The sequence below is a fragment of the Streptomyces sp. NPDC004752 genome, from assembly GCF_053601275.1.
This window is the reverse complement of sequence record NZ_JBSGBN010000020.1, coordinates 80091-92742: the sequence shown is the minus strand read 5'-3', so window position 1 is coordinate 92742 and position 12652 is coordinate 80091. Positions and strand designations below refer to the sequence as shown.

The 12652-nt window shown below is 72.2% G+C and carries 12 protein-coding genes and 3 pseudogenes; 8 read left to right on the top strand and 7 right to left on the bottom strand.

All coding sequences use genetic code 11. The features are described from left to right. Nucleotides 1-1129: 1129 nt before the first annotated feature. Nucleotides 1130-1555 (top strand): Rieske (2Fe-2S) protein, encoded by a 426-nt coding sequence (locus ACWEKM_RS11500; RefSeq protein ID WP_451620948.1) that lies wholly within the window; start codon nt 1130-1132, stop codon nt 1553-1555. 3 nt (nt 1556-1558) lie between these two features. On the opposite strand, the pseudogene ACWEKM_RS11495 reads toward ACWEKM_RS11500, so the two are convergent. Then, nucleotides 1559-2120 (bottom strand): annotated as a pseudogene (locus ACWEKM_RS11495) (cysteine hydrolase family protein). Between the two features lie 74 nt (nt 2121-2194). Here ACWEKM_RS11495 and ACWEKM_RS11490 point away from each other — a divergent pair. Beyond that, entirely contained in the window at nt 2195-2662 is a 468-nt protein-coding gene (locus ACWEKM_RS11490) for a pyridoxamine 5'-phosphate oxidase family protein (protein WP_451620947.1), read from the top strand. Nucleotides 2663-2678: 16 nt separating this feature from the next. Here ACWEKM_RS11490 and ACWEKM_RS11485 read toward each other — a convergent pair whose 3' ends face one another. Further along, on the bottom strand, nt 2679-3581 hold the full coding sequence (locus ACWEKM_RS11485) for a LysR family transcriptional regulator (protein ID WP_451620946.1): 903 nt from the start codon (nt 3579-3581) through the stop codon (nt 2679-2681). A 74-nt stretch (nt 3582-3655) separates the two neighbouring features. On the opposite strand from ACWEKM_RS11485, the gene ACWEKM_RS11480 reads away from it, so the two are divergent. Further along, nucleotides 3656-4657, top strand: coding sequence for a DMT family transporter (locus tag ACWEKM_RS11480; protein ID WP_451620945.1), 1002 nt, complete (start codon nt 3656-3658; stop codon nt 4655-4657). On the opposite strand, the gene ACWEKM_RS11475 is transcribed toward ACWEKM_RS11480, so the two are convergent. Continuing rightward, nucleotides 4654-5985 carry an aminotransferase class I/II-fold pyridoxal phosphate-dependent enzyme gene (locus ACWEKM_RS11475; RefSeq protein WP_451620944.1) on the bottom strand — a complete coding sequence of 444 codons (1332 nt, stop codon included), beginning with the start codon at nt 5983-5985 and terminating at the stop codon, nt 4654-4656. The two genes, ACWEKM_RS11480 and ACWEKM_RS11475, sit on opposite strands and share 4 nt — an antisense overlap. Before the next feature lie 35 nt (nt 5986-6020). Here ACWEKM_RS11475 and ACWEKM_RS11470 point away from each other — a divergent pair, with 35 nt between their 5' ends. Beyond that, the gene (locus ACWEKM_RS11470; RefSeq protein ID WP_451620943.1) at nt 6021-6704 is read left to right on the top strand and encodes a pyridoxamine 5'-phosphate oxidase family protein; all 684 of its coding nucleotides are present in this window, start codon (nt 6021-6023) and stop codon (nt 6702-6704) included. Nucleotides 6705-6907: 203 nt separating this feature from the next. Here the strand turns inward: ACWEKM_RS11470 and ACWEKM_RS11465 are convergent, their stop codons facing one another. The 3 genes from ACWEKM_RS11465 to ACWEKM_RS11455 form a co-directional block, all read right to left on the bottom strand. Next, nucleotides 6908-7861 (bottom strand): DMT family transporter, encoded by a 954-nt coding sequence (locus ACWEKM_RS11465; RefSeq protein WP_451620942.1) that lies wholly within the window; start codon nt 7859-7861, stop codon nt 6908-6910. A gap of 181 nt (nt 7862-8042) precedes the next feature. Further along, a complete protein-coding gene (locus ACWEKM_RS11460) occupies nt 8043-9041 on the bottom strand; it encodes an EamA family transporter (RefSeq protein WP_451620941.1) in 999 nt (332 codons plus the stop codon). A 229-nt stretch (nt 9042-9270) separates the two neighbouring features. Further along, a complete protein-coding gene (locus ACWEKM_RS11455) occupies nt 9271-9954 on the bottom strand; it encodes a Clp protease N-terminal domain-containing protein (protein WP_451620940.1) in 684 nt (227 codons plus the stop codon). Nucleotides 9955-10151: 197 nt separating this feature from the next. Between ACWEKM_RS11455 and ACWEKM_RS11450 the strand changes: the two genes are divergently transcribed. Further along, complete coding sequence (locus ACWEKM_RS11450) at nt 10152-10340, top strand: hypothetical protein (RefSeq protein ID WP_451620954.1); 189 nt, start codon at nt 10152-10154, stop codon at nt 10338-10340. Between the two features lie 101 nt (nt 10341-10441). Continuing rightward, a pseudogene (locus ACWEKM_RS11445) lies at nt 10442-10618 on the top strand (type II toxin-antitoxin system Rv0910 family toxin); the annotation flags it as partial. Nucleotides 10619-10736: 118 nt separating this feature from the next. Here ACWEKM_RS11445 and ACWEKM_RS11440 read toward each other — a convergent pair. Continuing rightward, entirely contained in the window at nt 10737-11342 is a 606-nt protein-coding gene (locus tag ACWEKM_RS11440) for a PadR family transcriptional regulator (protein ID WP_451620939.1), read from the bottom strand. A gap of 248 nt (nt 11343-11590) precedes the next feature. Between ACWEKM_RS11440 and ACWEKM_RS11435 the strand changes: the two are divergent. Beyond that, nucleotides 11591-11659 (top strand): annotated as a pseudogene (locus tag ACWEKM_RS11435) (DinB family protein); the annotation flags it as partial. A 598-nt stretch (nt 11660-12257) separates the two neighbouring features. Further along, nucleotides 12258-12497 (top strand): hypothetical protein, encoded by a 240-nt coding sequence (locus ACWEKM_RS11430; RefSeq protein ID WP_451620938.1) that lies wholly within the window; start codon nt 12258-12260, stop codon nt 12495-12497. Nucleotides 12498-12652: the final 155 nt, after the last annotated feature.

Below are 12652 nucleotides of genomic sequence, written 5' to 3'. Positions count from 1 at the left end.
TACGTCTGTCCAGAGCTGGGGCCGCCCGGACCGATCCATCCCGACATGCGCCGATCAGCCTGCTTCGCGGAGATCATTTCGCCGAGAAAACCTCATTCAGCACGGCCGACCTGGTCACCGCTCAAGGTTGACTTGCTCACAGCTTGCGTTCCAGACCTTTGCGGCTCCGATGTGTCTGCCGTCAGCAAATCGCCACGACAGCCGACACCGGGAGTCCCTTTGAGACATCAACTGGACAGCAAAACAGCCGAATAGAGCAGGCGTCTGCTAAGTGCTGGCTTCGCTCTTGCCACTGCCGCACTGGACTCCGCCACCATCCGCATAGAGCTCGTAACACAGTCTTGCTGAAGTGCGCTCTTGAGACGCAACCGGTGAGACCATTCGGCTGTTTGTGAGGCGGTACTCGACCTTGGATCGTGACGGTGGGTTGTGGGCCCTGATCACACCAGGGTGACGAGCTAGGGGTCATCCCCGCAGGCGCGGGGATGGACCCATACCCACGACCCAACCACACGCCGCCGAGAGCCGCAGGAAGGCCGCCCGAACGCACGGCATCATCGACGCCTTGCCGAAGCCGACATGGAGTGCTGGGCCGCCAAAGGCGACCGGGGCGTCGGTGCCGCCGTCCGCCTTCCGTACTGGAGCCGCCCGCAGGTCAGCAAGTCGTCAACCGCTCCCAGGCGGGCGAGCGTCCGAGTCCGTCTGTCTGGACCACACCGTGTACTGGACGAACCGCTTCCGCGAAACTCCCGAACCTCTGACGCCGCCCGGTACGTCCACGTCACATTCACCGCGCTCTGCGGTGCGGGACCGTTGACAGGGCCCCACGCCGGGGCAGGCCCGGCAACATGCGCGCCCGGTCATCCGCCCTGCCGTCCGCCCGGTCAGCGCCGTCTGGGCCGTATCCCCGGCAAGCCGGTTCGTGCCTCGCAGGCTCGCGGGCGGGCGCGAGAAGACTGAGGAGACTACTGGACCACTGCTGGACCACTGCGCGGTCCCGGACCGGGAATTGCCATTCCTCCCGGCGTGAACGTGCGGCGTTCCTCGCGCGATCAGGCTGAACGGGCGGCCCCTGTGGGCCGTACCCCTGGATGGATCACGAGACAGCTCCGCGGAAGGGAATCCCCTCATGACCAGCGCATCGCTCGATCCCATGGCGGCGCCGACCCGTCGTACCGTCGTCGCGGCGGCCGGAGCGGCGGGGCTCTCCCTCGCGCTGACCGCCTGTGGATCGGACAGCGGCTCCGACTCGTCCGCCCCGGCCGCCGGCACCGTACTCGCGAAGACCTCCGAGATCCCGGAGGGCGGCGGCAAGATCTTCAAGGACCAGGGCGTGGTGGTCACACAGCCGACGGCCGGACAGTTCAAGGCGTTCTCGTCGAAGTGCACCCACCGTGGCTGTGCGGTGGGCAGTGTCGCCGACGGCGCGATCCTCTGTCCGTGTCACAACAGCAGATTCTCCGTCGCGGACGGCAAGGTGCAGAGCGGCCCCGCCACCCAGCCGCTGCCCGCCCAGAACATCACGGTGTCCGGGGACGAGATCGCGCTCGCGTGAGGCTCAGGCCCGGCGCCGCCGCCGCTTGAGGCAGCCCAGCACCTCGTCGTTGGTCACGACCGTGCCGAGCACCTTGTCGGTAGTCACGACCGTGGCAACCAGTGCGAGGGTGTGGCGGATCGGCACGGGGGTGTAGTCGGCGGGCACCCCCGCGATGGCGTCGGCGGGCACGACGGCGGTGGAGTCGCGGTTCACGGCGTCGAAGACCGCGTTGGAGATCGCGACGTCGGCCGAGACGCCGGTGACGGTCAGCGTGCGGCAGCCCAGGTTGCGCAACAGCGCGTCGACCTCGGTGCCCTGGATGGGCGACAGACCGTGCAGGCGCCGTACGACGATGTCCTGCTCGGCCACCTCGATCCGGGGCGCGACGCGCACCGCGGCGGTCCCGGCCTGCTGCTGCACGGGCAGCCGCGCGGAACAACCGTGCATCGCGGCCGGCGCCCCGGCCGTCCGGGCGGCGCTCGACGATGACGTGGATCAGCTGGACGCCCTGTCGGCACCCCACGGTGAGCAGCAAGGTGCCCGTGAGATCAAGGAGTTCACCGAGCCGTTCGTCGGACGGTATGACGCCCCCTTCCACGGAGGTGCGGGGCGGGCGAGACTGACCAGCATTGCCCGAGAGGGGAAGAAGGGGGCCTTATGACCGTCGCTCAACGCCGCGGCCGGAAGATCATGATGACGCCCGGTGAACTGGACGAGTTCCTCACCGGCCAGCGCACCTGCCGGGTCGCCACCGTCTCCGCGAACGGCGCACCGCACGTCAGCGCGCTCTGGTTCGCCTGGGACGGCACCTCGTTGTGGCTGTACTCGGTGGTGCGCAGCAAACGGTGGTCCGAACTGCGCCGCGATCCGCGGGTGGCGGTCGTGGTGGACTCGGGCGAGGAGTACGACCAACTGCGCGGTGTCGAGCTGTCCGGCACCGTGGAGTTCGTCGGCGAGGTCCCGCGCACCGGCGAGCTGTGCGCCGAACTCGACACCCCGGAAACCCTGTTCGCTCGCAAGAACTTCGGTCTCGACGAGCTTCCGCACGACGGTCGGCACGCCTGGGCGCGGCTGACCCCGGAGAAGATCGTCTCCTGGGACTTCCGCAAACTGGGCAAGCCCTAGGGCCGATCGACCGGGCTCAGTCCACCGTTTCCGCCGCCGTCCGCAGTGCCTGGACCGCCGCCCGGATCGACGGGCGGCGGTCGGCGTCGGCCCGCCAGACGACGTACACATGACGGCGCACCCGTTGGGTGAGCGGGACCATGACGACACCGGGCGGTACCGGGTGCCGCCCCAGCCGCGGGGCGATGCACACGCCCAATCCGGCGGCGACCAGGCCCAGTTGGGTGTGTGTCTCGGCGGCGCGGTGGCCGACGATCGGTTCCACGCCCCGCGAGCGCAGCGTGAAGACCAGCCACTCGTGGCAGAACTCGCCCTGGCCCCAGGTGATCCATTCGTCGTCGGCGAACTCCGCGAGATCCACCTCCGAGCGCTCCGCGTGCCGGTGGCCGGCGGGCATGGCGACATCGGCGGGATCGTCCAGCAGGGGCGCCTTCACCAGCCCGTCCGGGACCGGCATCGGCTTGTTGTACCAGTCCAGGACGACGGCGAGGTCGAGGTCGCCGCGCACCACCCCGGCGACGCCGTGCTCCGGTTCCAGCTCGCACGAGCGCACCCGCAGCGCCGGGTGCCGGGCGCGCAGGGCCGCGAGCGCGGTGGGGAACAGCCCGCGGGCGGCGGTCGGGAACGCGGAGAGCCGGAGTTCGCCGACCACCTGACCGCGGTGCGCCTCCAGGTCCGACTGGGCCAGTTCCACCTGGGAGAGGATGCGGGCCGCGTGCTCCGAGAGCAGTCGGCCCGCGTCCGTGAGGCGCACGCCCCGCCCGTTTCTGGCGAGGAGCTGCTGCCCGACCTCCCGCTCCAGCTTGCCCAGCTGCTGCGAGACGGCGGAGGTGGTGACGTGCAGTGCCTCGGCCGCCCCGCTGACCGAGCCGTGCCGGGCGAGGGCGTCGAGCGTGCGCAGGCGCTCCAGATTCAACATGTAAGCAATACTAAGAAGTATTCGGTGAAAAATCTCGATTGTGCTACGAGGTGGGCTATCGCATCGTTGCGCCCATGACCACCGTCACCACCTCCCGGTCCGAGGTCCGCCCCGCCTCCGTTCCTTGCCCCCGCCTGGGCTGGCGCCTCCGGTTCGGCGCGCTGTCGCTGATCTGGGGCTTCAGCTTCCTGCTGATCAAGGTGGGCACGGAGGGCTACGCGCCGTTCCAGGTCACGCTGGGCCGACTGGTGTTCGGTGCGGCGGTGCTCGTGGCGGCGATGGCGGTGAGGCGGGAGCGGCTGCCGCACGGGGCACGCATCTGGCTCCGTCTGACGGTCGCCGCGTTCCTGCTGAACGCCCTGCCCTTCTCCTTGTTCGCGTACGCGGAGCTGACGATCCCGTCCACGCTGGCCGGCATCTGCAACGCGACCTCGCCCCTGTGGGGCATGGCCCTGTCCCTGGTCGCGCTCCGCGAGGACCGCCCGACACGGCTGCGGGTCGCGGGGCTCGGTCTCGGTTTCCTCGGGGTCCTGACCGTCCTCGGCGCCTGGCAGGGCTTCCACGGCCTGGACGCCACGGGTACGGCGATGGCGCTGCTGGCATCGCTCAGCTACCCGGTCGGCTGGATCTACGTCCGCCGCACGCTGGCCGGGACCGGCGGCTCGCATCTGTCGATGACGGGCGCGCAACTGCTCCTCGCAACGATCCAACTGGCCGTCGTCACGCCCCTGTTCACATCCCTCCCGAGCCGCTTCCCGCTCGTCCCGCTGCTCGCCGTCGCCGCCCTGGGCGCGCTCGGCACCGGTCTGGCCGTCCTCGTGCAGTACGGCCTGGTCGCCGAGGTGGGGCCCACGACGGCCCAACTGGTCACCTACTTCATCCCGGTCATCGCCACCGCCGCGGGCGTCGCGGTCCTGGGCGAGTCGCCGACCTGGACGACGCCGGTGGGGGCGGTGATCGTGGTGGCGGGCGCGGCCCTCACCCAGGCCCGCCCGAAACCCCGCACCCGCCCGAAACCCCGCACGCCGAAGCCGGAGGCGACGGCGGGCCGGACCCGTACTTCGCGCCGGGGCTAGACGTAGCTCCGGGAGGGGGCCGGTGCCAGGGCCGCCGCGACGGCGTCCGCCAGCGGTACGGTCTCCTGCTCCGCGAGCGTGGAGACGGTGATGCGGATGGCGGGTGGGGCGGCGAGACGGAACCGGGCGCCCGGGGCGACGGCCCAGCCGGCGTGCAGGAGGCGGGCGACCGCGCCGGTCTCGTCGGGGACGGGGATCCAGACATTCATGCCGCTACGTCCGTGGGCACGGACCCCGCGCTCCGCGAGCGCGTCGAGGAGCGGATCCCGGCGGGCCCGGTAGGCCGCCGCCACCGTCGGCCCGTCCACCGCGCCGTCCGTCCACAGCCGGACCACCGCGCGCTGCACCAGGCGACTGACCCAGCCCGGCCCCAGCCGCTGCCGGCCCCTGACCCGGTCGACCGTGACAAAGTCGCCGGTGAGGACGGCGAGCCGCAGATCGGGGCCGTACGCCTTGGCCACCGAGCGGACGAGGGCCCAGTGGTGGGTGCCGCCCGCCAGCGGGTGCAGCGGCAGATCGACGATGCCGTGGCCGTGGTCGTCCTCGATCAGCAGGGTGTGCGGGTGCGCGCGCAGCACGGATCGCAGGGTACGCGCGCGTGCGGCGCTCACCGCGGCGCCGGTGGGGTTCTGGGCGCGATCCGTGACGATCAGCGCACGCGCGCCGGACTCCAGGGCGCGGCGCAGGTCGTCCACGAGCGGCCCGTCGTCGTCGACGCCCACGGGAACCGTGCGCAGCCCGAGCGCGGGCACCAGGTCCAGGGTGCGGCCCCAGCCGGGGTCCTCCACGGCGACCGGGTCGCCCGGTTTCAGGTGGGCGACGAGGACCCGTTCCACCGCGTCCAGCGAGCCGGACGCCACCGCGAGTGGCCCGTCGGGCACGCCGTCGGCATCGAGTTCGGCCCGCGCGATCCGGGCCAGTTCCGGCTCCACCGGCTCGGCGCCGTACAGGACCGGCCCCCTGTCCCCCGCCTCCGCGACCGCCGCGAGGGCGGGCGCGAGCGGTGGCAGCAGCGCGGGATCCGGGTTGCCGTCGGACAGGTCACGCACCCCGGGCGGCACGGCCACGGGCAGCTGCTCACGGCCGGTCGTGGCGGGCGTGGGTCGGATCCGGCTGCCCCGGCGGCCGGCGGTCTCGATGACCCCGCGCTCGCGCAGGGTGCGGTAGGCGGCGGCCACGGTGTTGGGATTGACGCCCAAAGTGGCCGCCAACTCCCGCATGGCCGGCAGAAGTTGGCCCGGTTCCAGGCGGCCGTCGCCCACCGCGCGCTCGACGCTCGCGGAGATCTCCGCTGCGCCACGTCCTTCGATCGGATACTCTCCTAGCACAAACAACATTATGCACTAGTGCAATGGAGACCGCCATGCAGGGGCCCCAGCCGACACCGCCGCAGCCCGCCGCCTACACCCCGACCGACCGCACCGTCCCCACGCGCTCCGCGGACCGGGCGTCGTACGACCGCGACCTGGTGCACGCGATACTCGACGAGGGGTACGTCTGCCACCTCGGTTTCGTCCGCGACGGCGCGCCGGTGGTGCTGCCGACGCTGTACGGCCGGGTCGGCGAGCGGCTCTACGTCCACGGCTCCACCGGTTCGCGCCCACTGCGGATGACGGGGCAGGCCGATGGCGGGCTCCCGGTCTGTCTGACGGTGACCCATGTGGACGGTCTGGTCCTGGCCCGGTCCGCCTTCCATCACTCGATCAACTACCGCTCCGTGGTGGTGCACGGCACCGCCCACGAGGTCACGGACCCCGAGGAGCGGCGGCTGGCCCTGGACGCGCTGGTCGACCAGGCCGTCCCGGGCCGCGCGGCCGACTCCCGGCCCGCGAACAAGAAGGAGCTGGCCGCCACCGCGGTGATCCGGCTGGACCTGGACGAGGTCTCCGCCAAGGTCCGCGCCGGCGCCGCGAACGACGATCCCGAGGACCTGGCCCTCCCCCACTGGGCGGGCGTCGTCCCGCTGCACAAGGGCTACGACGCCCCGCTCCGCAACCCCGACCTGGCCCCCGGCATCGAACTCCCCGGTTACCTCAAGGCCCTGTGACGCTGTCCCGGGAGAGTTCCGATCGTCTCGGCGCCGACAGCGCGGCGCGGCGCGGCCCGCGTGCCGGGACGGCGCGGGAGCACCCGGTGCGACGCCGCCGGAGCATCTGGTGCGACGCCGCGGGGCCGGAACACCCGGCCGGACGCCCGGAGACCGGCCGGGCCCGGAAGTCACGGCCGGGGCGCCGGAAGTCGGCCGGACCTTCAGGCCGACGCCGGGCCGCCCTCCGTTCGGCGGGCGGCCCGCGCCTCCGCCGCCGCCAGGCCGCCGACCGAGGCCAGCATCAGGAGGGTGCCCGCCACCGTCGGAGCCGTCAGCTGCTCGCCGAGCAGCGTGACGGCGAGGACCGCCGCGCTCACCGGCTCCAGCAGCATGATCACCGAGACGGTCGCCGACCGTACGACGGCGGCACCTGCGAAGTAGAGGGTGTAGGCGAGCGCCGTGGGGATCGCCGCGATGTAGACCACCAGCCACAGGACCCGCGCGGGATGCGCGGTGTGCGGGACGAGCCCGTCCGCCAGCGCGAACGGCAGCAGGCACACACTGGTGACCGCGAACGCCCACACGGTCGTGCCGGAGGCGTCCGCGCCGCCGTGCCGGCCCCACCAGCGGGTGAGCAGCGTCATGGCGGAGTAACCGCCCGCCGAGGCCAGCGCGAGCAGCACCCCCGACGGGCGTACGGTCGCGCCCGCGCCGCCGAGGGTGAGCACGGCCAGCCCGGCGAGCGCCCCGAGGGCGGCGGCGGCCCCGCCGCGGCCCAGCCGCTCACCCAACGCGAGCCGGGCGCCGAGCGCGATCAGGACGGGTCCGGCGCCCAGGGTCACGACGGTCGCCACGGCGAGCCCGGTGGCGGACACGGCCGCGAAGTAGGCCGTCTGGAAGACGGCGAGGCCGAGGCCGGTGGCGACCGCCTTCACGGCCCTGCGGCCGAGCGCTTCGGGGACGGCCGGACGCGGGGCGCCGCGGCGCGGCGGCCGGACGGCGAGCAACAGCACGAGCCCGGCGGCGCAGCGCCAGAAGGACAGGGTGATGGCCCCCATGTCACTGGCCCGGTAGACCAGGGAGGCGGCGGCTCCGGCGGTGCCCCAGGCGGCACCGGCGACGGTCAGATAGAGCAGGCCACGCCCGACGGGCAGGCCGAAGGCAGGGTTCGACACGCGATATCTCCGCAGATGTGCAGAAGTACGGAAGGCGACCCGGTCAGGCGGGTCGCGCGGACTTCATCTGCGGGCAGCACCGTCCGGCCCGGCGGCGATGTGCCGGGCGCGGCGTCCGGAGGCCCGCCGTCAGGCGGCCGGAGGCGGAAGGACGCGTGCGTTCGAAGGCATGTCCGGCACCTTATGCGGCCGTCCCCCGAGCCGACAACTCGCGTTCCGCGCCGCTGCCGGCCACCGGCTCGGCGGAGCCCCTGGCGGGCGTCGAGGACTGCGCGATGAAGGCGCCGACCAGCACGATCACGCCACCGGCCAGCTGCGGCGGCGACAGGTGCTCGCCGAGCAGCACCCAGGCGAGCACGGTTGCGATGACCGCTTCGAGACAGGCCACGACCCCCGCGACCGGCGGGGAGAGTCGGCGCACGGCCAGCACTCCCGTGATGTACGCGGCGACCGTGGCGACCAGGACGATCCAGGCGAGCAGCGCCAGGGCCGGCACCGCGACGCCGTGCATCCGCGCGGTGCCGAAGAGCACGGACCAGTCCATGGTCCAGGGGCGGACCAGGACGGTCAGGACGGCGGCGCCGACGAGCAGGCCGTACGCGATGACACCGAGCGGGTCCGGCGCCTCCTCGCCCGCGTCGCTGCCCGGGTCGGACAGGACGAAGTAGCCGACCTGGCAGCAGGCGGCGCCCAGGGCCAGCAGCAGTCCGAGGGCGTCGAAGCTCAGCCCCGACCACACCTCGACCACGCAGGCGAGCCCACCGGCCGCGAGGACCACGCCGAGCGCGGCGGCGCGGGTCACCGGCCGCCGCTGCACGAACCGCACCCAGCCGAGTACCAGGGCGGGGGCGAGGTACTCGACGAGCAGCGCGACACCGACCGGAATGCGGGAGATCGCGGCGAAGTAGCATGCCTGCACGCCGGCCACGGCGAGCAGGCCGAAGCCGGCGAGCAGTCCGGGGCGGCGGCGCAGCAGGGCGCGGTGGCGCACCGCGAGCGGCAGCATCACCAGGGCGGCACCGGCCACCCGCAGCCACACCACGTGCAGCGGATCGAGTCCCGCCTCGATCAGCGGCTTGGCCGCGACACCGGATCCGCCGAAGGCGAGCGCCGAACCGAGCGCCAGGCCGAGGCCGACGCCCTTCCCCTGGCTGCCCGGACTGCTCTCAGACGTACGCACCGGCCCATGATGACAGGCGACGTCATGACCGTCACCCCCGTTGACACCTGTCTCACCGATTGGACGAACCCGACCGCCCGCCTCCCCTCACGACCGCGGAGCCGGTTTCGCCGGACGCTCGGCGCTCGGCGCTCGGCGCTCGGCGCTCGGCGCTCGGCGCTCGGCGCTCGGCGCTCGGCGACAGGTTGCCCCGACGGCGGGCCGCCCCGGCTCGACGGGTGGCCTCCGCTCAGGGCGTCCCGCCCTCGGCCGCGTACTCCCCCGAGTGGCTGTCGATCCGCGCGATGAGGCCGGGCACGTCGACCCCGGCGCGGCCGAGCACCTCGACGGCCCGGGACTGCGGGTCACCGACGATGGCCGCGAGCAGGTCGGTGCCGTCGGCGCGGTCCTCGCCACGGAGGGCGGCGCGGGTCGCGGCGTATTGCATGGCAGCCGAGGCCAGCGGCGACCAGCCCTCCGCCGCCCGCGGGTCCACGCCCTTCGGCGCGGGCCCATTCGACTCCGGGCCCTTCGTCTCCCCACCGTTCGCCTCCCCGCCGTTCGGCTGCGCGCCCTTCGGCTCCGCACGGTTCGGTGCGGCGTCGTTCGGTGCGGCGTCGGGTACGACGGCGATCGGGCCAGAGTCCTCCACGGAGTTCTGCCAGCGCAGGCCGTAACCGATGCTGCGCTGCACGAGATAGCCGAGCAGGCGGGCGATCTGCGGGGCGTCGCCGATGACGGCGCGCACGTCCGGGTCGGACTCCAACAACGAGTGCAGCAGATGGGCGGTGTCGATCTGCCGGTCCCCGTCCCGGACGGCCCTCCGGCGGGCACCGGCGACCACCGCTGCCAGCTCGGCACTGAGTCCGGCATCGCCGCCCGCACGGTCTGCACCCTGGTCACGGGCGGACTGACGGGGAATACGGGGTAGCACATCCCTTACCCCATCAGCCCCTCGGACGGAAGTCATCCCCGACGGGGAGCATTTCGGCGTCCCACACAAAGTGGACGCGTCGGGCCGAAATCTCCTCCTTACGGAGGAGATCAGGCCGTTTTCCCCGCAGGGGCGCGCGCCGTCTTGCCCCACGCCCCGGATGCAACCGCCGCACACCGCGGCACGTCCACACCGACGTGGAAAGCGGGTGCTGGCTGGTGGCCCTGCCCGCCGTCGACGGCAGGCAGTACGTGTACCGGGTGTACGCCCCGGCGGACGCACTGCTCGCCGACCTGTTCTGGGACGCCTGGCACTGCCACGACGAGAGCAGGCTCCCGCGCGCCTGGGACCGGTTCGACGCGGCGGCGATACGGCGGGTGGGCTGACCCAGGCCAGCGCCCGAGCCCGCACCCCGCACACTTTCTGACGGTTCATCAATATTGAATGCTCGGGGCCCTGCGGCTACGTTCCGCGACACGGTAGCCCGATACGAAGGGGTGGTCGCAGGGCCGAAGTCAGCACGGAGGCTCACATCCAGGCACCGGCCGAGAAGGTGTGGGCCCGGCTCATGAACCGGCCGGCGTACGGAGAGTGGAACGCGCCCCACACCGACTTCCCCGAGGGCGGCCCCGAGAGCCTGGCGGTAGGCGGGACCTTCCAGGAGAAACGAAGCGACCGTCACCGCCTCCGCAGATCGATCCGCGGGGGGCCTTACGACCGCACGCACCACGCCCTCCGGCCGCCACCCCAACCTCCCACACCGGCCTTCCGCCGCGGACACGTCAGCCTTCGTCGGCGAGGATCAGGTACAGCTTCTTACGGGCCTCGTTGATGACGGCCACCGCCTTCTCGCGCTGCTCCTTCGAGCCCGCCTTCCAGACCTGGCCGAAAGCCTCCATCAGACCGGAGCCGGCCTGGCGGATCTCGCCGAGCGCTTCCCAGTCGACCCCGCGCGCGGCCTCCTCCCAGGGGGCGTCGGGCCCCTCGTCGGCCGCGGCACGGCCGCTCTCGGTGAGCGAGAACAGCTTCTTTCCGCTCTCACTCTCGCTGGTGATCAGCCCCTCGTCCTCCAGCAGTTGGAGGGTGGGGTAGACCGATCCCGGGCTGGGCTTCCACGCCCCGCCGCTGCGCTCCGCGATCTCCTGGATCATCTCGTAGCCGTGCATCGGCCGGCTCTTGAGCAGGGCCAGGATCGAGGCCCGCACATCACCGCGCCGCGCCCGGCCGCGCGGTCCGCCGCGCCCCCGCGGCCCCCAGGGCCCGGGCCCGAAACCGGGTCCGCCGGGACCGAAGGGGCCGAACGCGGCCCGTCGCCCGTCGAACCCACCCCGGCCGTACCGGGAAGGGTCGTCCTGCCGATGTCCACGCTCGAATCCGTGGGCACGCATCGACATCACTCCATTCATCGTTGATCTGTCGCGATGCCTCAACGATATATCGGAAAACTGCGAACGACAACCCCTGCCTCCATGGGCCGTTGTTGACCTGTGTCAGTGGGTGTTGATCGATTGCCAGCGAAGGCCGATCGATTGACTTCTGTGCCAGTTAGAGATGACTGCCTGCGGGGTTTGTGACAGTGGAGGATGACCGCAGACGGCGACGATCACTCTGCTCGACGGGTCTGTAGTGTGCGGCAATGACAAGAAGCGAGCGGCTCGCGGAGCAGTTGGACTGGTACTGGCGCAAGAACCTGCGGCCACGGCTGGCAGCCAGTGCTGTGGGATGCCGCTGAGATCGATGTGGCCGCTGCGGTGGGCGAAGCGGACGCCGAAGTGCTCGGTCTCCAGGAAGCCGTTCTCCTTGGCCTGCTCGGGAGTGAAGTAGACCAGCCGCAGCTCGTGGAGGATCTCCTTGGTGATGCCGCCGGTGAACTGGTTGCAGCGGCTCAGGTCAAGGTCGATCAGCGAGTTCACGCTGTCGGCCCGGCAGATGGTCACCAGCTTCTGTACCCAGGCCAGATCCCAGCGGCTCGCCCGGGGACGCTGGGTGTGCACGAACATCCCCCACTGGAGCTCGGCCCGCACCAGCGGTCGCAGACCGCGCAGGTTGAGCTGCCCCGGCCAGGGCAGCGCGGTCTCCCGCGCGCACCAGGAGCGGAAGGCTTCCTCGTCGCCGAAGTCGACCGGGACCGGTGCCCCGTGGTGCTCGTATCGTTGCCACCAGCTGTCCGGCAGACTCGCCCCGCGGGGCCGTCCTTGCTTGCCGTAGTGGGCATCGTGCCCGGGACACAGGCCCAGCGGAGAGTCGGCCAGCGAGGGGCAGACCGCCACCCGGCAGGGGCCGTAGCCGGGAAAGATCTGCTGGTGGCTGACCCAGTCGGCGAAGTCCGCGTCCTCGCCGTGCTGCTGGCGGTGCAGCTTCCACCGGTTGCGGTGACGTTGACACAGCCGCAGGTCATGACGGTCGGCGGGACGCTCGGGGCAGATCCGGCAGACCGCGTCCTCCCGCGAGGCGAAGGCGCCCAGCGGCTGGGCCGCGGCGATGAAGGCGGCCTTGCCGATCCCGCGCTCCTTCGCCTGGGCCCACTCCTGGCGGTGGATTGAGCACAGGTCGCCGCCGCCCCGCGCTCGCTCGCAGCCGGCGACCACGCACTCCCACCGGTAGATGGCGTGCCCGCGCGGGATCCGCATGATGTCGGCGCGGAAGACCGGATCGAAGGACGGCGCGTTGATCAGCGCGGTGAGAATCTCCAGCCGGT